Origin of the sequence: Sphingomonas pokkalii, assembly GCF_003096275.1 — a bacterium.
In the GTDB taxonomy this organism is placed as follows: Bacteria; Pseudomonadota; Alphaproteobacteria; order Sphingomonadales; family Sphingomonadaceae; genus Sphingomonas; species Sphingomonas pokkalii.
In genome coordinates this window covers 1-24,843 of record NZ_QENQ01000001.1, presented here as the reverse complement: position 1 = coordinate 24,843, position 24,843 = coordinate 1, and the positions used below count along the sequence as shown (strand labels likewise).

24 protein-coding genes and 1 pseudogene are annotated in these 24,843 nt (G+C 66.7%); 16 read left to right on the top strand and 9 right to left on the bottom strand.

The window, feature by feature from the left end:
• Nucleotides 1-37: 37 nt before the first annotated feature.
• The 3 genes from DD559_RS00125 to DD559_RS00115 all read left to right on the top strand — a co-directional run bounded on the left by DD559_RS00125 (nt 38) and on the right by DD559_RS00115 (nt 3,001).
• Complete coding sequence (locus tag DD559_RS00125; protein ID WP_116467406.1) at nt 38-529, top strand: hypothetical protein; 492 nt, start codon at nt 38-40, stop codon at nt 527-529.
• A 91-nt stretch (nt 530-620) separates the two neighbouring features.
• Complete coding sequence (locus DD559_RS00120) at nt 621-1,571, top strand: isopenicillin N synthase family dioxygenase (protein ID WP_116467405.1); 951 nt, start codon at nt 621-623, stop codon at nt 1,569-1,571.
• A 137-nt stretch (nt 1,572-1,708) separates the two neighbouring features.
• A complete protein-coding gene (locus DD559_RS00115; protein WP_116467404.1) occupies nt 1,709-3,001 on the top strand; it encodes a homoserine dehydrogenase in 1,293 nt (430 codons plus the stop codon).
• 41 nt (nt 3,002-3,042) lie between these two features.
• On the opposite strand, the gene DD559_RS00110 is transcribed toward DD559_RS00115, so the two are convergent.
• Both DD559_RS00110 and DD559_RS00105 read right to left on the bottom strand, forming a co-directional pair.
• On the bottom strand, nt 3,043-3,366 hold the full coding sequence (locus tag DD559_RS00110) for a hypothetical protein (protein ID WP_165830937.1): 324 nt from the start codon (nt 3,364-3,366) through the stop codon (nt 3,043-3,045).
• 68 nt (nt 3,367-3,434) lie between these two features.
• A complete protein-coding gene (locus DD559_RS00105) occupies nt 3,435-3,788 on the bottom strand; it encodes a hypothetical protein (RefSeq protein WP_116467403.1) in 354 nt (117 codons plus the stop codon).
• A gap of 158 nt (nt 3,789-3,946) precedes the next feature.
• Between DD559_RS00105 and glpX the strand changes: the two genes are divergently transcribed.
• Entirely contained in the window at nt 3,947-4,915 is a 969-nt protein-coding gene (gene glpX, locus DD559_RS00100; RefSeq protein WP_116467402.1) for a class II fructose-bisphosphatase, read from the top strand.
• 82 nt (nt 4,916-4,997) lie between these two features.
• A complete protein-coding gene (locus DD559_RS00095; protein ID WP_116467401.1) occupies nt 4,998-6,848 on the top strand; it encodes a CocE/NonD family hydrolase in 1,851 nt (616 codons plus the stop codon).
• 21 nt (nt 6,849-6,869) lie between these two features.
• On the opposite strand, the gene DD559_RS00090 is transcribed toward DD559_RS00095, so the two are convergent.
• The gene (locus DD559_RS00090) at nt 6,870-7,091 is read right to left on the bottom strand and encodes a hypothetical protein (RefSeq protein ID WP_116467400.1); all 222 of its coding nucleotides are present in this window, start codon (nt 7,089-7,091) and stop codon (nt 6,870-6,872) included.
• Between the two features lie 143 nt (nt 7,092-7,234).
• Between DD559_RS00090 and DD559_RS00085 the strand changes: the two genes are divergently transcribed.
• Together DD559_RS00085 and DD559_RS00080 are read left to right on the top strand one after the other, a co-directional pair.
• On the top strand, nt 7,235-8,065 hold the full coding sequence (locus tag DD559_RS00085) for an amidohydrolase family protein (protein ID WP_240610059.1): 831 nt from the start codon (nt 7,235-7,237) through the stop codon (nt 8,063-8,065).
• Between the two features lie 76 nt (nt 8,066-8,141).
• Nucleotides 8,142-9,149, top strand: coding sequence for a zinc-binding alcohol dehydrogenase family protein (locus DD559_RS00080; RefSeq protein WP_116467398.1), 1,008 nt, complete (start codon nt 8,142-8,144; stop codon nt 9,147-9,149).
• A 14-nt stretch (nt 9,150-9,163) separates the two neighbouring features.
• Here the strand turns inward: DD559_RS00080 and DD559_RS00075 are convergent, their stop codons facing one another.
• Entirely contained in the window at nt 9,164-9,508 is a 345-nt protein-coding gene (locus DD559_RS00075; RefSeq protein ID WP_116467397.1) for an L-rhamnose mutarotase, read from the bottom strand.
• A gap of 131 nt (nt 9,509-9,639) precedes the next feature.
• Between DD559_RS00075 and DD559_RS00070 the strand changes: the two genes are divergently transcribed.
• Together DD559_RS00070 and DD559_RS00065 are read left to right on the top strand one after the other, a co-directional pair.
• On the top strand, nt 9,640-11,133 hold the full coding sequence (locus DD559_RS00070) for a tryptophan halogenase family protein (protein ID WP_116467396.1): 1,494 nt from the start codon (nt 9,640-9,642) through the stop codon (nt 11,131-11,133).
• An 86-nt stretch (nt 11,134-11,219) separates the two neighbouring features.
• Nucleotides 11,220-13,991 (top strand): glycosyl hydrolase 115 family protein, encoded by a 2,772-nt coding sequence (locus tag DD559_RS00065; RefSeq protein ID WP_116467395.1) that lies wholly within the window; start codon nt 11,220-11,222, stop codon nt 13,989-13,991.
• Here DD559_RS00065 and DD559_RS00060 read toward each other — a convergent pair.
• Nucleotides 13,967-14,845, bottom strand: a complete 879-nt coding sequence (locus DD559_RS00060; protein WP_116467394.1) for a PEP-CTERM sorting domain-containing protein — start codon at nt 14,843-14,845, stop codon at nt 13,967-13,969. The two genes, DD559_RS00065 and DD559_RS00060, sit on opposite strands and share 25 nt — an antisense overlap.
• A gap of 91 nt (nt 14,846-14,936) precedes the next feature.
• On the opposite strand from DD559_RS00060, the gene dinB reads away from it, so the two are divergent.
• Complete coding sequence (gene dinB / locus DD559_RS00055; RefSeq protein ID WP_116467393.1) at nt 14,937-16,019, top strand: DNA polymerase IV; 1,083 nt, start codon at nt 14,937-14,939, stop codon at nt 16,017-16,019.
• A gap of 206 nt (nt 16,020-16,225) precedes the next feature.
• Here the strand turns inward: dinB and pyk are convergent, their stop codons facing one another.
• Nucleotides 16,226-17,695 carry a pyruvate kinase gene (gene pyk / locus DD559_RS00050; RefSeq protein WP_116467392.1) on the bottom strand — a complete coding sequence of 490 codons (1,470 nt, stop codon included), beginning with the start codon at nt 17,693-17,695 and terminating at the stop codon, nt 16,226-16,228.
• Nucleotides 17,696-17,767: 72 nt separating this feature from the next.
• Between pyk and DD559_RS00045 the strand changes: the two genes are divergently transcribed.
• From DD559_RS00045 to ruvC, 5 genes are all read left to right on the top strand, one after another.
• Nucleotides 17,768-18,142: a DUF1244 domain-containing protein gene (locus DD559_RS00045; protein WP_116467391.1), complete on the top strand. Its 375-nt coding sequence runs from the start codon at nt 17,768-17,770 to the stop codon at nt 18,140-18,142.
• 28 nt (nt 18,143-18,170) lie between these two features.
• Nucleotides 18,171-19,502: a metal-dependent hydrolase family protein gene (locus tag DD559_RS00040; RefSeq protein WP_116467390.1), complete on the top strand. Its 1,332-nt coding sequence runs from the start codon at nt 18,171-18,173 to the stop codon at nt 19,500-19,502.
• A gap of 121 nt (nt 19,503-19,623) precedes the next feature.
• Nucleotides 19,624-19,860, top strand: a complete 237-nt coding sequence (locus DD559_RS00035) for a DUF2312 domain-containing protein (protein ID WP_010543233.1) — start codon at nt 19,624-19,626, stop codon at nt 19,858-19,860.
• Nucleotides 19,861-19,943: 83 nt separating this feature from the next.
• The gene (locus tag DD559_RS00030) at nt 19,944-20,687 is read left to right on the top strand and encodes a YebC/PmpR family DNA-binding transcriptional regulator (protein ID WP_116467389.1); all 744 of its coding nucleotides are present in this window, start codon (nt 19,944-19,946) and stop codon (nt 20,685-20,687) included.
• Nucleotides 20,688-20,720: 33 nt separating this feature from the next.
• Nucleotides 20,721-21,209 (top strand): crossover junction endodeoxyribonuclease RuvC, encoded by a 489-nt coding sequence (ruvC, locus tag DD559_RS00025; RefSeq protein WP_116467388.1) that lies wholly within the window; start codon nt 20,721-20,723, stop codon nt 21,207-21,209.
• An 85-nt stretch (nt 21,210-21,294) separates the two neighbouring features.
• Here ruvC and sdhA read toward each other — a convergent pair whose 3' ends face one another.
• The 3 genes from sdhA to sdhC are packed head-to-tail and all read right to left on the bottom strand — an operon-like array spanning nt 21,295 to nt 23,904.
• Nucleotides 21,295-23,097 (bottom strand): succinate dehydrogenase flavoprotein subunit, encoded by a 1,803-nt coding sequence (gene sdhA / locus DD559_RS00020; protein ID WP_116467387.1) that lies wholly within the window; start codon nt 23,095-23,097, stop codon nt 21,295-21,297.
• Nucleotides 23,097-23,489 carry a succinate dehydrogenase, hydrophobic membrane anchor protein gene (sdhD, locus tag DD559_RS00015; RefSeq protein WP_116467386.1) on the bottom strand — a complete coding sequence of 131 codons (393 nt, stop codon included), beginning with the start codon at nt 23,487-23,489 and terminating at the stop codon, nt 23,097-23,099. The genes sdhA and sdhD overlap by 1 nt, the downstream gene beginning before the upstream one ends.
• Nucleotides 23,482-23,904 (bottom strand): succinate dehydrogenase, cytochrome b556 subunit, encoded by a 423-nt coding sequence (gene sdhC, locus DD559_RS00010; protein ID WP_116467385.1) that lies wholly within the window; start codon nt 23,902-23,904, stop codon nt 23,482-23,484. Before sdhC ends, sdhD begins: the two co-directional genes overlap by 8 nt.
• A 205-nt stretch (nt 23,905-24,109) precedes the next feature.
• Between sdhC and DD559_RS00005 the strand changes: the two are divergent.
• Nucleotides 24,110-24,843 (top strand): annotated as a pseudogene (locus DD559_RS00005) (methyl-accepting chemotaxis protein); the annotation flags it as partial.

Below are 24,843 nucleotides of genomic sequence, written 5' to 3'. Positions count from 1 at the left end.
CAACATTGCCGTCCCGAACCACCGGAGGATTTTCCCGATGACTCGCTTTCTCGCCCCGCTGTTGCTGACCGTCGCGCTCGCCGCGTGCAACGGTGGCACGAGCATCACGATCGAAGACAATGATAGCGCTGGCAACGCGATCCTCGCTACCGATGGCAATGGCCGCGTGGAGATCAAGGCGCCGGGCATCGAAGGCTCGATCACCTTGCCCAAGGGCGCGCTGAACGCCAAGGATTTCGATATCGAAGGGGTTACGCTCTATCCCGGGTCGACGCTGCGCAACCTGCGGCTCGATGGCGGCGATGGCGAAAAGAACGGCGACGGCAAGGTCATCGTCGAATTCGAAAGTCCCGCCGAACCCACCGTGGTGCGCGACTGGTTCCGCGACAACATGACCAAGCAGGGCTTCAAGGTCACGACCAAGGACGCGAACCTGATCGGCACGACGGAAGACGGCAAGCCGTTCGCGTTGCAACTGGGCGATATCGGCGGCGGCAAGACCAAGGGGCTGATGCAGGTCGGCCGCTGACGCTTCGCGGCGGCAGGCCATCGGGAAACTTCCCAAGCTTGTACGCCGCCCGCCGCTGCGGCTAACCACGGGCTTTGTTTTTGGAGTGACGATGTTGGATACCCTAGCCGAAATTCCGGTGCTGTCGCTGAACGCGCAGGCCGGCGATCCAGAGGGGTTCGCTCAGGCGTTCGGCCAGTCGTTCCAGCGGTTCGGCTTCGCGGTGGTGCGCGATCATGGCGTATCGCAGGAACTGATCGAGCGCGCCTGGCGCCTTACCAAGGCGTTCTTCGATCTTCCCGAGGAAGCGAAGCGGGCACATTTCATTCCCGGCGGCGGCGGCGCACGCGGCTATACCCCGTTCAAGACCGAGATCGCCAAGGGCGCGAGCCATGTCGACCTCAAGGAATTCTGGCACATCGGCCGCGAGCTGGCTGCCGGCCACCGCTTTGCGGGCCTGATGGCGCCGAACGTCTGGCCTGCCGCGCCCGAGGGCTTCCGTGACACGTTCGTCGAACTGTTCGGCGCCTTCGACGCGGCGGGGGACAAGCTGCTTTCGGCGGTGGCTCGCTATCTGGGCCTCGCGCCGGACTGGTTCGATGCCGCGGTGAAGGACGGCAACTCCGTGCTGCGCCTGCTGCACTATCCGCCGGTCGATGCCGACGCGCCCGAGGTTCGCGCGGGCGCGCATGAGGACATCAACCTCATCACGCTGCTGCTCGGTGCGGAGGAAGCGGGGCTCGAACTGCTCGACCGCGACGGCAAGTGGCTGGCGGTGAAGCCGCCCGAGGGCGCGATGGTGATCAATGTCGGCGACATGTTGCAGCGCCTGACCAACCATGTGCTGCCCTCGACCACGCACCGCGTCGTCAATCCGCCGCCGGAGCGCCGCGGCCATTCGCGCTATTCGATGCCGTTCTTCCTGCATCCGGCGCCCGATTTCCTGATCAAGACGCTGCCCGGCTGCATCAGCGCGGACAATCCGAACCGCTATCCGGAGCCGATCACCGCGCATGATTATCTGCACGAGCGCTTGGTCGAGATCGGACTGATCAAGAAATAATATGGCCGCGTACGCCGGTTTCAGCGACAAAATCTGTCTTCCTTTCTAGGAATGGAAGACGCTAGGGACGGCGGGCGGCGGCGGAGCGACAAGCGCTTCGGCCGCCGCCTCGCTGTATGGAATTGAAGGAACGACGAATGGCGGAAGCGTTGCGCGTGGCACTGGCGGGGCTCGGGACGGTGGGCGGCGGCGTGATTCGCCTGCTCGACGCCAATGCCGAGCTGATTACCCGCCGCGCCGGCCGCCGGATCGAAGTCGTCGCCGTCTCCGCCCGGGACCGCACCAAGGATCGCGGCATCGATCTGTCGCGCTTCGACTGGGTCGATGATCCCGTCGCGCTGGCGCGCCATGCCGACGCCGATGTGGTGGTGGAACTGGTCGGTGGATCGGACGGCCCGGCACTCGCGCTCGCCCGTGCAGCGCTGGGTGCGGGCAAGAGCTTCGTCACCGCCAACAAGGCGATGATCGCGCATCATGGCCTCGAACTCGCGCAGGCGGCGGAAGCGTCGCAACGTGCGCTCAAGTTCGAAGCGGCGGTGGCCGGCGGCGTGCCGGTGATCAAGGGCCTGCGCGAAGGTGCGGCGGCCAACGAGATCGGCCGCGTGTACGGCATCCTCAACGGCACCTGCAATTTCATCCTCTCCAAGATGGAAGCCGAGGGCCGCGACTTCGCCGAGATCCTCGCCGAGGCGCAGGCGCTCGGCTATGCCGAGGCGGACCCGACCTTCGACATCGACGGCATCGACGCCGCGCACAAGCTGTCGATCCTTGCCAGCATCGCCTTCGGCACCCAGCCCGCCTTCGGTGACCTGAAGGCGAGCGGCATCCGCCACATCCTGGCGGCCGACATCGCCGAGGCGGCGACGCTGGGCTACCGTGTCCGGCTGCTCGGCATCGCGGATGCGGGCGCGCACGGCCTGTTCCAGCGCGTCCACGCGCACCTCGTGCCGCTCGGCCATCCGCTGGCGCATGTGACGGGTTCGACGAATGCGGTGGTGGCGGAAGGCAATTTCGTCGGCCGGCTGCTGTTCCAGGGCCCGGGCGCGGGCGACGGCCCCACCGCCAGCGCGGTGGTCGCCGACCTTATCGATATCGCCCGCGGCGAATATGGCCCGCCTTATGCGATGCCGGCCGCGGCACTGGCCGCCCAGCCTGCCGCGGACAGCGGCGAGCGCCGCGGCCGTTCCTATGTGCGCTTCACCGTGGCCGATCGCGTCGGCGTGCTGGCGGAGATCGCGGCGGCGATGCGCGATGCGGGTGTCTCGATCGAAAGCCTGATCCAGCGCGGGGTCAGCCCGGACGGCAGCGCGTTGGTCGCCATCGTCACGCACGAAGCGCCGGAGCGCAGCATCGCCCAGGCGCTGGAAAAGCTGCGGGGATCCCAGAGCCTGACCGGCGAGCCGATGTGGATGCACATTCTTGATGCGTGATCGGCCTTGATGCGTGATCGGCGGCGTGCGGCCTTTCGCGATCAATAGGCGAGCTGAAGGATCCGGCGTCCGCGCGCGGGGCATACCGGCATACCGGTCAGGCCGCAGCTCGGGCCTTCCGCCGCATGGATCATCTCCAGCTTGCGGTCGATCAGCGGTGCGCGTGCTGCGGTCACCCGGAAACCGGTAAGGGCGTTGCGATCGTCGCAGCGATTGGCCGTGCGGCAGGCGGAAAGCAGGGGCGTTGGCGACGGCGCCGGCCGTGCGGAGCGACGCAGGGTAGCGCGCATGATCCGGGGGGCAGCGGCAACGATAGCGGGCGGTGCCATGGTCGCGCTTTGCAATGCCAGTGCGATCAACAACATAGGCCCTCCTATCGTGTCCCCATCCCGCAACGCGCCGCTTTTCATGTGGTTGCGTGGGTCTGCGGCAATTACGGTGCCAGCTCCCGCGGGACATAGTGGACGCGCCCATCGGCGCCGAAGGTGGCCGCCACGCCCACCGACCCGCATTTCACCATGAACGCCCCCTTGCCGCAGGCGGTGATGCCCTGCTGGTCGCGATCGCCGATCAGCCGGTTGAGCCGCGCGGCATCCGAATCCTTGCCGGGATCGTTGGAAACCAATGGTACCCGATAGCGATCGGCTTCGCGGCGGGCGCAGACCACGATCTCGCCCTGATCGTTCGGCGTTCGGCAGGGAATTTCGGCACGGGTCCGTTCGCGATAGTCCGCAAGCACCGTGGGAACGGCGCTGGTTTGGGCAAGCAACAGCAGCGGCAGCAACATTGCGTTCGTCCCGGAACTCGAATCGGCAATACTATATCCTGAAAGGGGAAAGAAATCACCAAGTCGTTCAGACAGGGGCGCTGACAACGTTAGCGCCCTCGACAGCTTGCCGCCGCGTCCCTATCGCAACGCACAATCGTATGAGGGGATGTTGACCGATGACGAACGCAAGCCAAGTTCTCGACCGTGTCCTGGTGCTCGAAATGGTGCGCGTCACCGAAGCGGCGGCGATCGCCGCCTCCAGCCTGGTCGGTCGGGGCGACGAAAAGGCCGCCGATGCCGCTGCGGTCGAGGCGATGCGCGAGGCACTGAACCAGCTCTACATGGACGGCACCGTGGTGATCGGCGAAGGCGAGCGCGACGAGGCGCCGATGCTCTATATCGGCGAGAAGGTCGGCTCGGCGATCGGCAAGGGCCCGAAGATCGATATCGCGCTCGATCCGCTGGAAGGCACGACGATCACCGCCAAGGCAGGCCCGAACGCGCTGGCGGTGCTGGCGGTGGCGGAGGAGGGCAATCTGCTCAACGCCCCCGACGTGTACATGGACAAGATCGCGGTCGGCCCCGGCTATCCGCAGGGCGTGATCGATCTCAACAAGACCCCGACCGAGAATATCGAGGCGATCGCCGCGGCGAAGGGCGTGAAGCCCAACGAGATCATCGCCTGTGTGCTCGATCGGCCGCGCCACGAGAAGCTGGTCGCCGAGCTGCGCGGCATCGGCTGCGGCATCATGCTGATCCCGGACGGCGACGTGGCGGGGGTGATCGCGACCAGCGACCCGGATACGACCATCGACGTCTATATGGGCCAGGGCGGCGCCCCAGAGGGGGTGCTGGCCTGCGCGGCGCTGCGCTGCGTGGGCGGCCAGTTCCAGGGCCGGCTGGTGTTCCGCAACGAAGACGAGCGCGCCCGCGCCTACAAATGGGGCATCGAGGATCTCGACAAGATCTATTCGCTCGACGAACTCGCCAAGGGAGACTGCATCTTCGCCGCGACCGGCGTCACCGACGGCTCGCTGCTGGCGGGCGTGAAGCGGGTACGCGGCAAGATGACCACCGAGAGCGTGGTGATGCGTGCCAGCTCGGGCACCGTGCGCTGGGTGAAGGGCGAGCACCGCGTCGACTAACTGTTGGTTACGCGCCGCCGGCTTGATCCCGGCGGCGTCTTGCCGCACCAAGTCACCCTCGCTTTCTGGGGGATCGACGAACATGCGGCACTGGCTGGTTACGGTAGCATTAGCGGCGCTTGCCGCCCCACTCGCGGCCGCCGCGCCGCCGCAGTCCGCCCCCGTCGCGAGCGAAGCGCCCTTCACCTTCGAAGAGGCGATGATTCCGATGCGCGACGGGGTGAAGCTCCACACCGTCATCCTGCGGCCCAAGGACGCCAAGGGCCCGCTGCCGATCCTGTTCCAGCGCAGCCCCTATGGTTCGCCCGATGCCGCACCGGGCCGCGTGCCGAACAGCTGGGCGCCGCTGGTGCGCGACGGCTATATCTTCGTGTTCCAGGACATGCGCGGCCGCTTCAAGTCGGAGGGCGGGCCGTTCACCCTCTCCACCGAGGTGAAGACCGGCAAGGGCGCGGTCGACGAGGCGACCGACGCCTATGATTCGATCGACTGGCTGGTAAAGAATGTGAAGCCCAACAACGGCAAGGTCGGCATGTGGGGCGTTTCCTATCCCGGCTTCACCGCGGCGATCGCGCTCGCCAAGCCGCACCCGGCGCTCAAGGCGACCAGCCCGCAGGCGGCATGGATCGATTACTGGAAGAACGACGATCTCCACCGCTGGGGCGCGATGCGGCTGACCTATGCCAGCGATTGGGTGAACGGCCTCCAGGCCGACAAGACGACCAATGACGGCATCAGCCTCTACGACCGCTACGACACCTATGACTGGTTCCTCCACGCCGGCTCGCCCGACGAGATCGAGAAGCGCTATTTCAAGGGCCGGGTGCCGCGCTATCGCGAGATGATCGAGCATCCCGACTATGACGATCACTGGAAGAAGCAGGTCTGGTCGAACGCGCTCGGCAAGACGACGGTGCCGACGCTCAACGTCGCCGGGTACTGGGACCAGGAAGACCCCTGGGGCAGCTGGAAGATCTGGGAAAAGCAGCGCGCCAACGATCCGAACAAGCTTGCGCTGATGGTCGCAGGCCCCTGGGCGCACGGCACCTGGCACACGCCGGCCAACAGCCTCGGCCGCATTCCCTTCGGCGTCGACAGCGGCACCCAGTTCATCGAGCAGGTCGAGGCGCCGTTCTTCGCCTATTGGCTGCACGGCACCGGCACCAAGCCCGACTACGCGCTGAAGAGCTTCCAGTCAGGCTCGTGGCAGTGGAAGACGTACCAGACCTACCCGCTCGCCAATGCGCAGCCGACGAACCTCTATCTGCACGCCGATGGCGCGCTGAGCTTCACTGCGCCGGCAGCGGGCGAGGGCTGCCGCGACTATGTGAGCGATCCGGCGCGGCCCGTGCCGTTCCGGCCGCGCCCGATGTCCGCCACCTATGCGACGCCCGACTGGCGCTGGTGGGAAGCCGAGGACCAGCGCTTCGTCGACGACCGGCCCGACGTGCTCAGCTACGTCTCCGCACCACTGGAGAACGACCTGACCGTCACCGGCGAGGTCACCGCCAAGCTGATGGCCTCGACCAGCGGCACCGACAGCGATTTCGTCGTCAAGCTGATCGACGTGTTCCCCGAGGACTATGAAAAGGCACCGACCGCGCTGGGCGCCTATGCCAAGGGCCTCAACGGCTATGAACTGCCGATCGCGATGGAGATCCGCCGCGGCCGCTATCTCAAGAGCTTCGAACAGGCGACGCCGCTGGTGCCCGACCAGGTGACCGCGTGGGACTTTCCGCTGCGCGACCACGACCATGTGTTCAAGAAGGGGCACCGGATCATGGTGCAGGTCCAGTCGAGCTGGTTCCCGGTGATCGACCGCAACCCGCAGACCTTCGTGGCGAACATCTATAAGGCCAAGCCGGAGGACTATCGCAAGGCGACGCAGCGGGTGTGCAGCGGCTCCGCAGTGACGCTGCCGGTGGTGCGGTGATGGCAGCGGCGCGGGGCAGCGCTATGCCTTCCGGTCCCGTTCGCTTTCGCTGAAGCGGCGCACCGCTTCGCTGAACTGCTCCACTTCCACCAACGGGTCTTCCTCGCCGGTCATCGGAATCCCGTCGGGTTGTGGGCCGGCAAGCGCATCCACTCGACCCTCGCGCGGGAGCGGCTGCCGGGTCTCGGCGGCGGGGGCGGGCCCTTCGGGTGCGTCTTGGCCGGGGTCGGGCGTGGCGGTCATGGGTGGTTCCTGTTCCGATCGAATCGCAGGCGCGCAGTATCAGGACGGATAACCGCCCAGCCAAGCGCGGGTTTCCATGCACCCTGCGTCGGCAGGTAGCTTTTGGGTGGTGGCGCCGGCGCGGCTTGCGCTATGCGGCGACCATGCGGATCGATGCTCATCACCACCTCTGGGCCTATACGGCCGAAAGTTTCGGCTGGATCGAACCGGGCAGCGCGATCGCCCGCGATTTCGATGCCGAAGATCTGGTCGCCGCGATGGACACTGCCGGTGTCGATCGCGCGGTCGCGGTGCAGGCACGGCAGTGCGACGGGGAAACCGACTTCCTGCTCGCCTGTGCCGAACGCCAGCCGCGTATCGCGGGGGTGGTGGGCTGGATCGATCTGCGCGCGGCGGATATTGCCGATCGACTGGAGCAGCGGGCAGGGCAATCGATTCTCGGCTATCGCCATGTCGTGCAGGACGAGCCGGATCCTGATTTCCTGCTCGGCGATGCCTTTGTGCGGGGCGTCGGGGCGGTGCTCGCGCGCGGCCTGACCTATGATATACTCGTCAATGCCGCGCAGCTGGGATCGCTGCCGCGCTTCCTCGATCGATGCGGCGAAGGCCGATTGGTGCTCGACCATGCCGCGAAGCCCGATATCCGGGCGGGGGCGTGGCACCCCTGGGCCGATCAGATCGCGGCGGCGGCGCAGCATCCGGACCTGTTCTGCAAAGTGTCCGGCCTTGTGACGGAGGCCGATCATGCGGCGTGGCAGCTTTCCGATTTCGAACGCTATCTGGATCATGTCTTCAGCCGCTTCGGTGCCGACCGGGTGCTCTGGGGATCGGACTGGCCGGTCTGCGCGCTCGCGGGCTGCTACCGGGATACTTTTGAGATCGTCGAACAGTTCGTCGCGCGCCACTGTCCGGAAGCGGCGACGGCGGTTTTTGGCGGCAATGCGATACGGGCCTATGCGCTGGATCTCGCCTAGGGCGTGTATTCATTAGCGCAAACAATCTTGCATATACGCGATTTATCGTGGCAAGGCGCGGGCTAGGAGACCGATCATGCGCGCCATCATCTGCCAGGAGCCGTTTCAGCTTGCCCAGGTCAACCGCGAGGCGCCGGTGCCCGGCCCGGGCGAGGTGCTGGTCCGTGTGCGCCGTGTCGGCCTGTGCGGCACCGATTATCACATCTTTTCGGGCCGGCATCCGTTCCTCAGCTATCCGCGGGTGATGGGCCATGAACTGGGCGGCGAGATCGTCGCACTGGGCGAGGGGGCGACGCTGGAGATTGGGCGGATCGTTGCGATCAACCCCTATCTTGCCTGCGGCCATTGCATCGCCTGCCGGAAGGGGCGGCCCAACGCCTGCGTCAACATCAACGTGCTCGGCGTGCATAGCGATGGTGGAATGTGCGATCTCCTGGTGGTGCCCGAACGCGCGGTGATCGACGCGACGGGGCTGACGCTCGATCAGGCGGCGATGGTCGAGTTTCTGGCGATCGGCGCCCATGCGATTTCGCGCGCACCCAAGGATGGTGAAGGGCGGATGCTGGTCGTCGGCGCCGGCCCGATCGGTATCGCCTCGGCGCTGTTCGGTCGCCTCGATGGGTTCGACGTGACCCTGGTCGATCAGCGCGCGCCGCGCCTGGCCTTTGCCCGCAACAAGCTGGGGTTCGAAGGCCTGGTGGCCGATGAGGCGCTGGGCAGCGTGCTCATCGAGCGGACCTGCGGCGACATGTTCGATGTGGTGGTGGACGCATCCGGTTCGTTGGCGGCAATGCGGCGCAGCCTCGATTTCGTCGGGCATGGCGGTGCGCTGGTGCTGGTCGGCGTCGCGCCCGGCGAACTGAGCTTCGCCGATCCCGAATTCCACAAGCGCGAGACGGTGATGCTCGCCAGCCGCAACGCGCTGGCAAGCGATTTCCAGCGCGTGATCGCGGCGATGCGGTCGGGCGATATCCCGACCGAAATCCTCCATACCCACAGCCTCGCCATCGACGCGGTGCCGCAGCGGATTCCCGAGTTGATCGCCGAGGCGGATACGGTGTTGAAGGCGATCGTGGAGCTTTGACCCGAGCCTGGGGCTCAGGGTTGGGCCTCAAGCGAATAGATCTGCTCGGTCGGCACCCATTTCACGTCCTCGGCGGCGAAGGCCAGGCGCTTCTGGAAACCGTCCATCAGCGTCTCCCAAGCCTGCACGTCGGGATCGGCGGCATCGCGGGCGCGCTTGGCTTCGGGATCGAAGGCGGGGCCGGTTTCCATCACCATCACCAGCCGGTCGCCTGCCTGCCAGATTTCCATCGATTCGATTCCGGCCTCGCGGATCGATCGGTTGACTGCGGCCGGCGGGCCGCCGGGCCGGTGCCAATGGCGATAGGCGGCGATCGCTTCGGGATCGTCCTTCAGGTCGAGCAGCAGGATATGGCGCATGGGGCAGGTTCATAACCGGCCGTCGCCACGGCACAAGTCTGCTCGCGTAGCGCGGTATTTTTCGTTTAAGGTCAAAGCGCGAGCGGGCGTCCGGCGGCAGAACCGGTGACCAGACGAACAGGGGAATGCGGATGGCGGAGCAGAAGCAGTTTCGGGTCGTGATCGCCGGCGGCGGCACGGCGGGATGGGTGGCCGCGGCGGCGCTGGTCCGGCATCTCGGTGCGTCGCTGGATATCACGCTGGTCGAATCCGATGCGATCGGCACCGTCGGCGTCGGCGAATCGACCATCCCCACCGCACGCAGCTTCCACGCGCTGCTCGGCATTCGCGAACCAGTGTTCATGCGCGAGACCAATGCGAGCTTCAAGCTGGGCATCTCGTTCGAAAACTGGCTGCGCGAAGGCGTGCGGTATTTCCACCCGTTCGGCACGGTCGGTCGGTCGCTGCCGCTCGCGGATTTCCAGCATTTCTGGCTGGAGGCGAAGACCCGCGGATTCGGCGGTGAGTATGGCGACTATTCGCTCGAGACCCAGGCGGCGCTGGCCAATCGCTTCGCCACCGCCGATCCCGCCCCGCTTGGCTATGCCTATCATCTCGATGCGACCGCCTATGCCGTGTTTCTGCGCGGGCTGGCAGAGCCCGCGGGCGTACGCCGGGTGGAGGGCCAGATTACCGCGGTGGAACGCGACGGCGAAAGCGGGAACATCGCCGCCTTGCTGCTGGAGAATGGCGAGCGACTGGCAGGCGATCTGTTCATCGATTGCACCGGCTTCCGCGCGCTGCTGATCGAAGGCGCGCTGGAAACCGGCTATGACGATTGGCGGCACTGGCTGCCCACCGATCGCGCCTTTGCGGTCCAGTCCGAAACCACCGAGCCACCGGTCCCCTATACCCGCGCCATAGCCCATGGCGCCGGGTGGCGCTGGCGGATTCCGCTGCAGCATCGAATGGGCAACGGTTTCGTGTTCGCCAGCGACTATCTGGACGACGATGCGGCCCGCGAGCAACTGCTGGCGGCGGTGCCGGGCAGGGCGCTGTTCGATCCGCGACTGATCCGCTTCACCACCGGTATGCGGAAGAAGAGCTGGAACCATAATTGCGTCGCACTGGGCCTTGCGAGCGGCTTTATCGAACCGCTGGAATCGACCAGCATCCACCTGGTGATGATCGCCGTCACGCGGCTGTTGCAGAATTTCCCGCGCCGCCACGACATGGCGGCTGCGGCCCAGCGCTTCAACGCGCAGGCGCGCGCGGAGGCGGAGCATATTCGCGACTTCATCATCCTGCACTACAAGCGCAACGATCGGCCCGAGCCCTTCTGGCGCGACCATGCCGCCCGCGCCGTTCCCGACAGCCTTGCCGCGCGGATCGCCCTGTTCGAGGAAGGGGCCAATGCATATCAGAGCGGCGACGATCTGTTTCGTGTCGATAGCTGGAATGCGGTGATGCTGGGGCAGGGCGTGGTGCCGCGCGCGCATCACCCGATGCCGGGCGAAATCCCCTCCGCCGATCTGGAGCGGGCGCTGGGCGACCTGCGTGCCGGAATCGCCGCGCAGCTGGCCAAGCTGCCGACGCACGAGGCGTTCCTTCAGCGCTATTGCGGGCGGGAGTCGATCGCGGCCTGACCAATTTCGATCCTTTGTCATACCTCCAGCTTGACGGCCGCGTTGGGGGACGACATCCCGATCCGGTGACAAGAGGGGATCGCAGGATGAACGGGCGTCGATCGCAGGCTCTGGCCGGCTGGGCCACGGTGTTGCTGCTGGGAACGCCGGCCGCCGCGTCTGCGCAGCAAGCGGTGTTGTTCGATGGCCGCACGGTCCCGGCCATCGTCCATGACGATGCCGGCTCGGCGAAACTGGCCGGCGAACTGCTCGCCCGCGACATCGGGAAGCGCGTGGGCAAGACGCCGGTGGTGGCGGGCGACCTTACCGCTTGCGGCACGCTCTGTGTGGTCATCGGGCAGAAGGATTCGGCGTTGGTCCGTGCGGTGGCGGCCGATGCGAAGGTCGATCTCACCGCGCTCGACGGCCAATGGGAGCGCTATGTCCGCGTTCTCGCCCCTTCGAAGCAGCATCCCGGCCGCTCCTATCTGCTGATCGCCGGATCGGACGCGCGCGGCGCGATCTGGGGCACGGTCGACCTCAGCCGCGCAATCGGCATCTCGGCCTGGGAATGGTGGGCGGACGTGACGCCGCGCCATGCCGACCGGCTGGTGGTCGACGGCCGCCGCCTGCTCTCCGACGCGCCTTCGGTCCAGTATCGCGGCATCTTCCTCAACGACGAGGATTGGGGCCTCCAGCCCTGGGCGGCCAAGACCTACGAGCCCGAGACCGGCGATATCGGCCCCAAGACCTACGCCCGTGTCTTCGAGCTGATGTGGCGGCTCAAGGCCAATCTGATCTGGCCGGCGATGCACGAGAGCACCAAGCCCTTCTACCAGATCCCCGGCAATGCCGAGATGGCGAAAGCCTATGCCATCGTCGTCGGCACCTCGCACGCCGAGCCGATGATGCGCAACAATGTCCGCGAGTGGGACGAGAAGGCGGAGGGCCCGTTCAACTTCTTCACCAACCGCGACCGCATGGTCGACTATTGGCGCCGCCGCGTGGACGAAGTGAAGGGCTTCGAGAACGTCTATACGATCGGGCTGCGCGGCAAGCACGACTCGGCGCTGGAAGGCGCCAAGAGCCCCGAACAGGCGCTCGCCGCCACCACCCAGGCGATCGACCTGCAGCGCGGCCTGCTCGCCACCGCGCAGGGCAAGCCGGCGGACCAGGTGCCGCAGGTGCTCACCCTCTACAAGGAAGTGCTCGACGTCTATCGCAGCGGGCTGAAAGTGCCCGAGGACGTGACGCTCGTCTGGCCCGAGGACAATTACGGCTATCTCGGCCAGCTGCCCACCGCCGCCGAGCGCGCGCGCAAGGGCGGTTCCGGCCTTTACTATCACATCAGCTATTGGGGCCGGCCGCACGACTATCTGTGGCTGGCGACCACCCATCCCGGCCTGATCCGCGAACAGCTGGACCGGGCATGGGCGACCGGCACGCGCAAGCTGTGGGTGGTCAATGTCGGCGACATCAAGCCGGGCGAGGTGCTGGCCAGCTATTTCCTCGATATCGCCTTCGATGCGAAACTGCTGAACAAGCCGGTGCGCGCGCAGCTCGCCGATTGGGCGAAGGAGCAGTTCGGCGCACAGGGGCCCGCCGTCGCCGATGTGCTGATGGACTATTACGACCTCGCCTGGGAGCGGAAGCCCGAGTTCATGGGCTTCAGCACGGTCGAGCCCGAAACCCCGATCCGCATCGGCGACTATGTCCGCACCGGCGGCGACGAGGCGCAGGCGCGGATCGCCCGCTATCAGGCGCTGCTCGACAAGACCGAGGCGCTCGCCGCGACCATGCCCGCCGATCGCCGCGACGCCTTCTTCCAGCTGGTGCTGTACCCGGTGCGCGGCGCGGCCAAGCTCAACGAGCGCAACCTGAAGCTCGATCTCGCCGCGCTCTACGCCCGCCAGGGTCGCGCCAGCGCCAATGCGCTTGCGGAGCAAGCCCGCGCCGCCCACCAGACGATCGTCGCCGATACCGCCGCCTACAATGCCCAGAATGGCGGCAAGTGGCGCGGCATCATGGACATGGCACCGCGCCAGCTCGCCGTCTTCGCCGAGCCGCCCTATCCGAAGATCGATCTCGCCCCCGTTGCCCCCTGCGGTGCGGATGCCCGCGCGCTCGCCTTCGCCCCCGGCAAGCCGGAAACGCGGTTCATGACGGTGTATGGCAAGGGCGCGGTGAGCGACTGGACGGTCGAGGGGCTGGAAGGGGTGGAGCTTTCCGCCCGTGCCGGCCGGCTCGATGCCAGCAACGGCTATGCGATGCGCGTCGCGGTGAAGTATGACGGCAAGGGCCCGATCGCCGCGGGCAAGATCCGCTGCAACGGCGCGATGGTCTATCTGGAACCGGTGCTGCAACCCTTCCCTGCAGGCGACGCCACGCCCGAGGTGAACCACATCCTTTCGCTTACCCCGGCGGACCTGAAACTCGCGGGCACGCCCTGGGAACGCATCGCCGAACTCGGCTCACGCGGCGCGGTGCTGCGCAGCAGGCTCGACCTTCCCTCCAGCGACAAGGCCGATGCCACCGCGCCGCTCGTCCTGCCCTTCGTGCTGGGCAACAAGGGCGATGCCGAGCTCAAGATCGTTGGCCTGCCCGTCCATGCGCTCACCTCCGCCAACAAGCTCCGGATCGGCGTGCGGGTGGACGGCGGTGCGATCACCGTGCTGGATTACGAGACCCATGGCCGCAGCGACGAGTGGAAGGCCAACGTCCTCTCCAACACCGCAATACGCACCCTCAACCTCGGCCTGCTCGCGGCCGGCGCCCACAAGATCGAGGTGTTCGCGATGGACCCCGGCTTCCTGCTCGACCGGATCGATGTGCGCCTCGACGGCGCCCCCGACTATTACGGCGCGCCGCCGACCCGCTGAGCCGCCAGCTCGGCAGCGGCGACGTCGCGCAGCCGCCGGGCGACCTCCGGGTTGATCCCCAGATCCTCGGCAGCGCGCTCGCGCGGGCCCAGGCTGCGCGGATCGCGGCCGGTGATCGCGCCGAACTCGACCAGCGCCTCCAGATAATAGCCCTCGGCGCTGGCGTGATACTGGTCCCAGGTCCACAGGCTCACCTGGCCGAAGGCGACGCCGTCATAGGGATTGGGATCGGCGATACCTTCGCGCATCGCCCGATTCCAGGCGGTGCCGACCGGCAGCACAGCATGGAATCCCGATCGCGGCGTCAATCCCAGCCGGTTCGCCGCCAGCAGGTCCTCGGCCATCCGGCCGACCGGGAGGCCATGCCAGTGGCCGCCGGGGCGATAGACCTGATCGGCGCGCGACCAGGTGGCGACCAGATTGATCTGTGCCGCCGGATTACGATGGTGGAACATCTCGGCCAGCGCGCGGGCGGCGGCGAGGTGACGGGTAGGATCGCCGGGCCGATCGGGATCGAGCGTGCTATAGCCTTGCAGCACCACCACGTCCCACCGCCGATCAAGCAGCGCGCGCCGGTTGGCGAAATGCCAGCCGAGATCCCGGCCGCCGGCCGTTTCCAGGCTCACCTGCCAGTCGAGCCCCGCCTCCATCGCGAATGTCTTGAACAGCGCCGGTACGCCCCCCACCCCTTCGCGGTTGAGGTCGGTCACCCGATCGGGGCGGTAGCGCATTACCGGCGAGTTCGCGCCATAGGTGAAGCTGTTCCCGACGAACAGGATCGTCTTGGCGCCAGCAGACGGCGCCAGGGCAGCGCAGGCGAGCAGAAACGCGAAAAGGCGAGCAAGATTCGGCATGGCCCGCTCTTGCCGCCTGCCCGCCGGTTTCACAATGACTTGGGGAGGAAATGCTGTTCCCTATTCGTTCATCCGGCGGTATATCCGCGCCATGGCCGCCCCGCCCACCCGGAAGATCCTGCATATCGACATGGATGCGTTCTTCGCCTCGGTCGAGCAGCGCGACGATCCGGCATTGCGCGGCAAACCGGTGGCGGTGGGATCGGCCGCGGCGCGCGGGGTGGTGGCGGCGGCGAGCTACGAGGCGCGGACCTTCGGGGTGCGCTCCGCCCTCCCGTCCGTCACCGCGGTGCGCCGCTGCCCGGACCTGATCTTCGTGCGGCCGCGCTTCGACGTATACAAGGCCGTCTCGCAGCAGATCCATGCGATCTTCGCCGACTATACCGATCTGATCCAGCCGCTGTCGCTCGACGAAGCCTATCTCGACGTGACCGAGGATCGGCGGGGGATCGGCACGGCCTGGGCGACCGCGAAGGAGATTCGCGCGCGCATCCTGGCGGAGACAGGGCTCACCGCCTCGGCGGGCGTCTCGTACAACAAGTTCCTCGCCAAGCTCGCCTCGGACCATCGCAAGCCCAACGGCCAGTTCGCGGTCACGCCCGACATGGGTGCCGCCTGGGTGGAGGGGCTGCCCGTCTCCCGGTTTCATGGGATCGGCCCGGTTACCGCCGCCAAGATGCGCAAGCTGGGGATCGAGACGGGGGCGGACCTGCGGGCCAAGCCGCTCGTGTTCCTGCAACAGCATTTCGGCAGCAGCGCCGAATGGTATCATCAGATTGCGCGGGGAATCGACGAGCGCCCCGTCAATCCCAATCGCGAGCGGAAATCCTCCGGTTCCGAAACCACCTTCAGCCGCGATCTCAGCGAGGACGGGGACATCGAAGCGGCGGTGCTCGGCCAGGCCGACGAGGTATGGGAGTGGGTGGAGCGCACCGGCATGCTCGCCCGCACCGCGACCGTGAAGGTGAAATATGCCGATTTCCAGATCGTCACTCGCAGCCGGACACATCCGGCGCCTATTGCGACGCGCGGGCAGCTTCATGCCGCCTGCCTGCATCTGGTGCGATCGGTGCTGCCGGCCGCCAAGGGAATCCGCCTGCTAGGCGTCAGCATCTCCAATTTCGACAAGCGCGAGGAAGAGGCCGGGGAGCTGCCGCTGTTCGACGGCGCCTAAAGCATTTTCAAGTTGACCGTTTACGGTCAACGGCTCGGAAAATGCGGCAATCAACAACGTAGAGCGTCTTCGCCCAAGGTGAAAACGCTCTAAAACGAGATGGCGTGATGGTGTCCGACCGTGTCGGCGCCGATTGTGGCCGGTGGCTAGGAGCGGGGAAGGAGCGGGGCTTTGCCCCCTCGCCCTGCGGAGAGGGGGCATCCGGTTCAGTTGCCTTCGGCGCCCTGGTAATTGGTGAGTTCGTCACCGACGATCGTGATGACGTGCAGCACATTGGTCGAGCCCGGCGTCTTGAACGGGACGCCTGCGCAGACGATCACGCGGTCACCGGCCTTGGCGATCCCGTGGCGCAGCGCCATGCGCTTGGCCTTGGCGACCATCTCCTCGAACGAGTCGACGTCGCGGGTGTTCACCGCATGGGTGCCCCAGAGCAGGCCCAGACGACGGGCGGTGTCGCGCTCCGGCGTGAGGACCAGGATCGGCACGCTGGGACGCTCGCGGGCGATGCGGCGCGCGGTGGAACCGGAGCTGGTGAAGCAGATGATCGCCGCGGCCGAAACGGTGCTGGCGATGTTCTTCGCCGCTTCGGCAAGCGCGTCCGCGGTCGTCGGATCGGGCTTGGTGACGGTGAAATGGACGCGGTCGCCATGCGCGGGATCGCGCTCCACCGCATCGGCGATCGAGTTCATCATCGACACCGATTCGACCGGCCATTTGCCTGCGGCGCTTTCGGCCGAGAGCATGATCGCGTCGGCGCCGTCATACACGGCCGTCGCAACGTCGGACACTTCGGCGCGGGTGGGCGACGGGCTCTCGATCATCGATTCGAGCATCTGCGTCGCGACGATCACCGGGCGGCCCAGGCGGCGCGCGGTCTCGACGATCCGCTTCTGCAACGGCGGCACCGATTGCGGCGGCAATTCCACGCCCAGATCGCCGCGCGCGACCATCACGCCGTCGCACTGCTCCATGATCTCGTCGAGGCGCGCGATGGCGCTCGGCTTTTCGATCTTGGCGAGCAGGGCCGCCTTGCCGCCGATCAGGCGACGGGCTTCCATCAGGTCCTCAGGCCGCTGAACGAAGCTGAGGGCGATCCAGTCGGCGCCCTGCTCGACGGCGAAGCTCAGGTCGCTGCGGTCCTTTTCCGTCAACGCTGCCAGCGGCAGCACCATATCGGGGACGTTCAGGCCCTTGTTGTTGGAGAGCGGACCACCGACCTCGACGATCGTGGTCAGCCGGTCATGCGCCACATCGGTCACGCGCAGCACCAGCTTGCCGTCGTCGAGCAGCAGGCGCGCATCGGGGTGCGCGGCTTCGAAGATCTCGCGGTGGGGCAGTTCGACGCGGGTGGCGTCGCCCGGGGTGGGATCGCGATCGAGCGTGAACTGGTGCCCGGTGACGAGCATCACCTTGCCCTCGGCGAACTTGCCGACGCGCAGTTTCGGCCCCTGGAGATCCGCGAGGATCGTGGTCGGGCGCCCGGTGGTCTTCTCCATCGCCCGGATGGCTTCGAAGAGCGGCACCTTCGAGGCCTGGTCGCCATGGCTCATATTGATGCGAAATGCGTCCGCGCCGGCGCGGAACAGGCGCTCGATCATTTCGGGGGACGCGCTGGCGGGGCCCAGCGTTGCCAGAACGCGCACCTTGCGCGAGCGGGGGGAGATCGCCTGTGTCATCACTGTCTTCCTCGGCTTGTGCGTGCCCGCCTCTAGTCCCAAATGCGTTAACATCAACTGCGGAGGTGCGGAATGGATGAACTTGATCGCCTGGACGACGCAACGGCAGCCAAGGCGTTCCGCCGCCTGGTGCGCCATCTGCGGCACCGGCACGATGCCCAGAATATTGATCTGATGGGGCTTTCGGGCTTTTGCCGCAACTGCCTGGGCGACTGGATCCACGAGGCGGACCCGAGCATCGCCAAGGCCGATGCGCGTCGAATCGTCTACGGCATGGACCAGGCCGAATGGAAGGCGAAGTACCAGGGCGCAGCGACGCCCGAGCAGCTGGCGCGCATGGAAGAGAGCCTGAAGAAGAACGAGGGGCGAGACGACGCGCTCGACGAGGCGCTTGACGAGAGCTTTCCGGCCAGTGATCCTCCCAGCATGACCGACCCTCACGCCTGAGTTGGGGGCGATAAGGGGGAGACGGGAATTGAAGACCTTGTTGCTGGCCGCGCTGGCTTGTTCCGTGGCCGTCCCCGCGCTTGCCCAGTCTTCCTCCAAGGTCACCTATGTCCAGGCCGGGCGGCTGCTCGACAAGCCCGGCCAGGCACCGCGCGGCAACAGCACCCTCATCCTGCGCGACGGCAAGGTCGCCGAGGTCCGCGACGGCTTCGTCGCGCCCGAGGCGGGGGCGGCGCTGGTCGATCTGCGCGACAAGTTCGTGCTGCCGGGCCTGATCGACCTGCACGTCCACCTCTTCTCCGAGGGCGACCCGGTGAAGGAGCGGATGAATGCGCTGACCGAGGACGAAGCAGACGAATTCGTCATCGGCATCGAAGACGCGCGGCGCGATCTGGAGGCCGGCTTTACCACGGTCCGTGATCTCGGCAGCAATCCGCGGGCGATTCGCGCGTTGCGCGACGCCGTGGAGCGCGGTGCGATTGCGGGTCCGCGAATCGTCAATGCGGGCCGCATGATCTCGGTCTCGGGCGGGCATGGCGACGGCACCAACGGGCTCGCCGAGGAATTTGCCGACACGGTTGCCCATCACCAGATCAACACCTGCAACGGCCCGGACGATTGCCGCCGCGCGGTACGCCAGCAGATCGGGCTGGGCGCGCAGGTGATCAAGTTCGCCGCGACCGGCGGCGTGCTCTCCAACGTCGCGGGCGGCCTCGGCAAGCAGATGACCGACGAGGAGATGCAGGCGATTGTCGAGACCGCGCATGCCTTTGGCCGGCGCGTGGCGGTACACGCCCATGCCGCGGAGGGCGTGCGCGGCGCGGTGGAGGCGGGGGCCGATTCGATCGAGCACGGCAGCTTCCTCGACGACGCCACGATCGCCGCGATGAAGACGCGCGGCACCTGGCTGGTGCCGACGATGATCGCGCCGGTCACCGCGCTCGCCAATGCCCGCGCCGGCAAGCTGCCGCCCGCGACCATCCCCAAGGCCGAAGCAGCCGCGGCGTCGGCGGCGGCCAGCCACGCCAGGGCGATCAAGGCGGGGGTGAAGGTCGCGTTCGGGACCGATACCGGCGTGTCGCGGCACGGCGAGAATGCGAAGGAGTTCGCGCTGCTGGTGCGCGCGGGGCTCACCCCGGCGGGCGCGATTCGCGCGGCGACGCTGGATGCCGCCGATGCGCTGGGCCGCAAGGACCAGCTCGGCTCGCTGGAGCCGGGCAAGGCGGCGGACCTGATCGCGGTCTCCGGCGATCCGCTGCAGGACGTGACGGTGCTGGAGCGGGTCGACACGGTGGTGCGCGGCGGCGTGGTGCACAAGCTGGGCGGCAAGCGGCAGGTCTTCCCGCAGGACGGTGGTTGAGCGCGGGGCCCGGCTGGCGTACAGGGCGCGCCTGATTCCGTAATCCTTGTCGGACGAACCGGCCGGCGCGAGTCTCGCGCGGCGCTTTGTCCGATCCCATGCTTCAGGAGCTAGAACACCCATGTCCGACAATATTTCCGCCGAGCAGCTCCGCCTCCTGATCGAGCGTGTCGAGCGCCTCGAAGAGGAGAAGAAGGGCATCGCCGACGACATCAAGGACGTCTATGCCGAAGCCAAGTCGACCGGCTTCGACGTGAAGACGATGCGCACCATCGTCCGCCTGCGGAAGATGGAAAAGCATCACCGCGAAGAGGCCGAGATGCTGCTCGAAACCTACAAGCAGGCGCTGGGCATCTGAGCCCCGCGATGGCGCTCGCCGGCCATCCGCGCTAAGGCGAGCGCTTTCCACCTCCTCCACACCGCAGGCAGTTCGGGTTCACCATGGCAGGCCATTCCAAATTCAAGAACATCATGCACCGCAAGGGCGCGCAGGATAAGAAGCGCTCGGCGATGTTCTCCAAGCTCAGCCGCGAAATCACCGTGGCGGCAAAGATGGGTCTGGCGGACCCGGACATGAACCCGCGCCTGCGCGCCGCGATCAACGCCGCCAAGGCGCAGTCGATGCCCAAGGACAATATCCAGCGCGCGATCGACAAGGCGAGCAAGGGCGAAGGCGATAACTATGAAGAGATCCGCTACGAGGGCTTCGGCCCGGCGGGTGTCTCGCTGATCATCGAGGCGCTGACCGACAACCGCAACCGCACCGCGACCAACGTGCGCACCGCGGTGTCGAAGAATGGCGGCAACCTGGGCACCGCCGGTTCGGTGAGCCACGGCTTCGATCGCCTGGGCCTGATCTCCTATCCGGCGAGCGCCGGCGACGCCGAGAAGGTGTTCGAGGCGGCGCTGGAAGCGGGTGCCGAGGACGTGACCAGCAGCGAGGACGGCCACGAGATCTGGACCGCGCAGGGCGACCTGCACGAAGTCGCCAAGGCGCTGGTGCCGGTGCTCGGCGAGTCCGAAGGCGCCAAGCTCGCCTGGCGGCCGCAGACCATGGTGACGGTGGGCGCCGACGACGCGGCGACGCTGTTCAAGCTGCTCGACGCGCTCGACGATGACGACGACGTGCAGACGGTGTGGGGGAATTACGAGATCCCCGACGACGTGATGGAGAAGCTGGGTTGATCTTCTCGCTCCTCCCCGGGACGGGGAGGATCTATGATCATTCTTGGCCTTGATCCTGGCTTGGGGACTACCGGCTGGGGTCTCATCCGCGCCGAGGGCAACCGGATCGGCCATGTCGCGCATGGCAAGCTCGTCACCGACACCAAGGCCACGCTGCCGCGCCGGCTCGCGCATCTCGATGCGATGCTGGCCGCGCTGATCGCCGATCACGCGCCCGAGGCGGCGGCGGTCGAGGAAGTGTTCGTCAATTCCAATGCGCAGTCGACGCTCAAGCTCGGCCAGGCGCGCGGGGTGGTGCTGTGCGCCGCCGCGCGGGTCGGCATCGACGTGGGCGAGTATAAGCCGAGCACGGTCAAGAAGTCCGTCGTCGGCGTCGGCAATGCCGACAAGGAGCAGGTCCATGCGATGGTCTCGCGGCTGCTGCCGGGGGTGAAGATCGTCGGCGCCGATGCCGCCGACGCGCTGGCCGTGGCGATCTGCCATGCGCACCATCTGGCGAGTGCGCGGTTCGGGGTTCGGTAAAGGCTGTTGCTGCCGTACACCCCAAACAAAAGAGGCCGGAGCGTCGCCGCCCCGGCCTCTTCTTGAACCCATCCGCTCCGCGGGATCAGTACACCCGCTTCTTCGGCTTGATATAGTCGATCGCGTCGGTGAGCGTGTAGTCGTGGACCGGGCGGTAATCGAGCTCGGTCTTGCCGCCCTTGCCGCCCCAGCCATCAAACGTCGCGATGGTGTGCTTCATCCACTCCGCGTCGTCGCGCTCGGGGAAGTCCTCGTGCATGTGCGCGCCGCGGCTTTCCTTGCGGTTGATCGCGCTGCGGATCGTCACCATCGCCTGGCCGAGCAGGTTGTCCAGCTCCAGCGTCTCGACGAGATCGGTGTTCCAGATCAGCGAGCGGTCGCTGACGTGCACGTCCTCCAGGCCCTTGTAGACCTGCTCCATGTGGCCCACGCCCTCGGCCATCAGCTCCTCGGTGCGGAACACGGCGCAGTGGCGCTGCATCGTCTTCTGCATGTCGGCACGCAGCTGCGCGGTGCGGGTGCCGCCGTTCGCGTTGCGGAAATGGTCGAGGCGACCCAGCGCCAGCGCTTCCGAATCCTTCGGCAGCGGGTGGTGCGGAGTGTTGGGCTTCAGGATGTCGACGATCCGCTTGCCGGTCGCGCGGCCGAACACGACGAGGTCGATCAGCGAGTTGGAGCCGAGGCGGTTGGCGCCGTGCACCGACACGCAGGCCGCTTCGCCGACCGCGAACAGGCCGGGGACCACCGCATCCGGGTTGCCATCCTTCAGATGGACGACTTCGCCGTGATAGTTGGTAGGGATGCCGCCCATATTATAGTGGACGGTCGGCACCACCGGCAGCGGCTGGCGGGTGAGGTCGACGCCGGCGAAGACCTTGCCGGTCTCGGTGATGCCGGGCAGGCGCTCTGCCAGGATCTTCGGGTCGATATGGTTGAGGTGAAGGAAGATATGGTCCTTCTCCTTGCCCACGCCGCGGCCCTCGCGGATCTCCATCGCCATCGAGCGCGACACGACGTCGCGGCTGGCGAGATCCTTGGCGGACGGCGCATAGCGCTCCATGAAGCGCTCACCCTCGGAGTTGGTGAGATAGCCGCCTTCGCCGCGCGCACCCTCGGTGATCAGCACGCCCGCGCCGTAGATGCCGGTCGGGTGGAACTGGACGAACTCCATGTCCTGCAGCGGCAGGCCGGCGCGGAGCACCATCGCGTTGCCGTCGCCGGTGCAGGTGTGCGCCGAGGTGGCCGACTGGTAGACGCGGCCATAGCCGCCGGTCGCCAGCACCACCGCATGGCTGCGGAAGCGGTGGATCGAGCCGTCTTCCATGCACAGCGCGATCACGCCGCGGCACTCGCCATTTTCCATGATCAGGTCGAGCGCGAAATATTCGATGAAGAAGTCCGCATCGTACTTCAGGCTCTGCTGGTAGAGCGTGTGCAGCATCGCATGGCCGGTGCGGTCCGCCGCGGCGCAGGTGCGCTGCGCGGGCGGGCCTTCGCCCATGTTCTGCATCATGCCGCCGAACGGGCGCTGGTAGATCTTGCCTTCGTCGGTGCGGCTGAACGGCATGCCGGCATGTTCGAGCTCGTACACCGCGGCCGGGGCCTCGCGGGTGAGATACTCGATCGCGTCCTGGTCGCCGAGCCAGTCGGAGCCCTTGACGGTGTCGTACATGTGCCAGGTCCAGTGGTCCGGACCCATGTTGCCGAGGCTGGCGGCGATGCCGCCCTGCGCCGCGACCGTGTGGCTGCGGGTGGGGAACACCTTGGTGATGCAGGCGGTCTTGAGGCCCGACTGCGCCACTTCCATCACCGCGCGGAGGCCCGAGCCGCCCGCGCCGACGACGACGGTATCGTAGATGTGATCGATGATCTTGTAGGCGGCGGACATCAGGCAGCCACTCCGGTGGTGGTGAAGGCGATCTTCAGGATCGAGAAGATCGCGAGCACGCGGACGGTGATCGTGAAATATTCGAGCAGGACCAGCAGCACGAAGCGGCTTTCGTCGTGCTGATAATCCTCGATCACGACCTGCAGGCCGTGACGGAAGTGGAAGGTGACGCTGAGCACCAGGAGGATCAGCGGCACGGCGACCAGCGGCTGGGCGATCCAGCCGGCGACGGTCGCGTAATCATAGGCCGGCAGGATGGCGATCGAGACGATCAGCCAGAGCACCAGCAGCAGATTGGATCCGGCGGAAAGCTTGTGCTTCCACCATTCGCCCGCGCCCTCATGCGCGGAGCCGAGGCCGCGGACGCGACCGAGCCGGGTGCCGTTACCCATGGGCCTTCTCCAGAAGCACGACCCAGAAGATCGCGGTGGCGAGGATGCTGAACGCGAAGGTGGTGAGCGCGCTGCGCTTGTTCGCGCGCAGCTCGAAATTCGCGCCGGCATCGAGGAACAGGTGGCGCACGCCCGAAGCCATGTGCTGGAAGAACGACAGGCTCAGCCCGATCCCGACGACATAGCCCAGGATGTTGAGCTGGCCGCTCTGCAGCGTGAACACGTCGAGGAAGCACGCATAGGCATCGGGGCCATAGGCGAGTGCGACCAGCCACCAGACGAACAGGCCGGTGCCGACCGTGGCCATGCCGGAGCCGGTGGCGCGGTGGATGATCGAGACCGCCATGTGCGGTCCCCATTTGTAGATGCCGAGATGCGGCGACAGCGGTCGTGCCGTGTTGCGGACGTTGGCCAACGATAAATCCTTTCGGTCGACGCGGGCTTCCTTAATCCCGCCGGACGAGGATGCAAGACGGATTGCCCTTAGGTTCAGCCGGGTGGTGGGCGCAAGATGCTGCGAAGCGGCAACGACTTTACCCTCCTAACCGGCTTTTAACCACCCACGCCACATAGCTGTGTCGATGCGGCCTGCTGGGGGCGCGCGTACCAGGGATAATGGTGTGACGAATTCGGTATCGACCCAGGCACTTGCGGCATCCGGCACGATGAGTGCTCGGATCGATACGCAAGCACGGTTGCGCGTGTTCGATTTTGAAGGATCTTTGCTGCAGGCCAGTCGTGATTGCTGGGAAATTCTCGAATCCGAAATCGAACTGGTCTCCGCGGCCTATTGGCACCAATGGGTGCGGTGCTTCCCCGACCAGCGCGACTGGGTGCCCACCGATACGGCCCAGATGATCGAACTGGGGGCGGTGTTTCTGCGCAATCGCTTCCTCGATACCGCCGGCCATACCTGGGTCGAATCCATCGAGCGATCGGTTGCGGCTGCCTATCAGGCGGGAATTCCGCCGATGGCGCTGCTTTCCATGATCAGCGCGAGCGATCGCGCGGCGCTGGACGTCCTGGTGCGGCGAATCGGCACTGCGGACCAGCGGATGCCGATACTGGTCGATACGCTGATGCGGCTTTCCGCCCTGGAAGCGGACATCACCGTCGAAATCTACAACATGTATCGCGAGCATAGCGCGCAGATGGCGCGCGACCTGCTGGCCAGCGAGTTCCGCGACTCGATCGGCGCGACTGTCGAGCGCGCGTCGCGCGAGGGCGAGGCGTTGCGGGGGCAGACGCTGCACACATCGTCTTCGGCGCGGGGGATGCTGGGGAAGACGAGCGAGGTGGCGGCGGCGGCGGAGCAGTCTGCGGTTGCGATGCGGGAGGCGGCGATGACGGCGGC

Coding starts and splice junctions, on each gene's coding strand:
- DD559_RS00125 (WP_116467406.1), top strand. CDS start 38: ATGACTCGCTTTCTCGCCCCGCTGTTGCTGACCGTCGCGCTCGCCGCG.
- DD559_RS00120 (WP_116467405.1), top strand. CDS start 621: ATGTTGGATACCCTAGCCGAAATTCCGGTGCTGTCGCTGAACGCGCAG.
- DD559_RS00115 (WP_116467404.1), top strand. CDS start 1,709: ATGGCGGAAGCGTTGCGCGTGGCACTGGCGGGGCTCGGGACGGTGGGC.
- DD559_RS00110 (WP_165830937.1), bottom strand. CDS start 3,366: ATGTTGTTGATCGCACTGGCATTGCAAAGCGCGACCATGGCACCGCCC.
- DD559_RS00105 (WP_116467403.1), bottom strand. CDS start 3,788: ATGTTGCTGCCGCTGCTGTTGCTTGCCCAAACCAGCGCCGTTCCCACG.
- glpX (WP_116467402.1), top strand. CDS start 3,947: ATGACGAACGCAAGCCAAGTTCTCGACCGTGTCCTGGTGCTCGAAATG.
- DD559_RS00095 (WP_116467401.1), top strand. CDS start 4,998: ATGCGGCACTGGCTGGTTACGGTAGCATTAGCGGCGCTTGCCGCCCCA.
- DD559_RS00090 (WP_116467400.1), bottom strand. CDS start 7,091: ATGACCGCCACGCCCGACCCCGGCCAAGACGCACCCGAAGGGCCCGCC.
- DD559_RS00085 (WP_240610059.1), top strand. CDS start 7,235: ATGCGGATCGATGCTCATCACCACCTCTGGGCCTATACGGCCGAAAGT.
- DD559_RS00080 (WP_116467398.1), top strand. CDS start 8,142: ATGCGCGCCATCATCTGCCAGGAGCCGTTTCAGCTTGCCCAGGTCAAC.
- DD559_RS00075 (WP_116467397.1), bottom strand. CDS start 9,508: ATGCGCCATATCCTGCTGCTCGACCTGAAGGACGATCCCGAAGCGATC.
- DD559_RS00070 (WP_116467396.1), top strand. CDS start 9,640: ATGGCGGAGCAGAAGCAGTTTCGGGTCGTGATCGCCGGCGGCGGCACG.
- DD559_RS00065 (WP_116467395.1), top strand. CDS start 11,220: ATGAACGGGCGTCGATCGCAGGCTCTGGCCGGCTGGGCCACGGTGTTG.
- DD559_RS00060 (WP_116467394.1), bottom strand. CDS start 14,845: ATGCCGAATCTTGCTCGCCTTTTCGCGTTTCTGCTCGCCTGCGCTGCC.
- dinB (WP_116467393.1), top strand. CDS start 14,937: ATGGCCGCCCCGCCCACCCGGAAGATCCTGCATATCGACATGGATGCG.
- pyk (WP_116467392.1), bottom strand. CDS start 17,695: ATGACACAGGCGATCTCCCCCCGCTCGCGCAAGGTGCGCGTTCTGGCA.
- DD559_RS00045 (WP_116467391.1), top strand. CDS start 17,768: ATGGATGAACTTGATCGCCTGGACGACGCAACGGCAGCCAAGGCGTTC.
- DD559_RS00035 (WP_010543233.1), top strand. CDS start 19,624: ATGTCCGACAATATTTCCGCCGAGCAGCTCCGCCTCCTGATCGAGCGT.
- DD559_RS00030 (WP_116467389.1), top strand. CDS start 19,944: ATGGCAGGCCATTCCAAATTCAAGAACATCATGCACCGCAAGGGCGCG.
- ruvC (WP_116467388.1), top strand. CDS start 20,721: ATGATCATTCTTGGCCTTGATCCTGGCTTGGGGACTACCGGCTGGGGT.
- sdhA (WP_116467387.1), bottom strand. CDS start 23,097: ATGTCCGCCGCCTACAAGATCATCGATCACATCTACGATACCGTCGTC.
- sdhD (WP_116467386.1), bottom strand. CDS start 23,489: ATGGGTAACGGCACCCGGCTCGGTCGCGTCCGCGGCCTCGGCTCCGCG.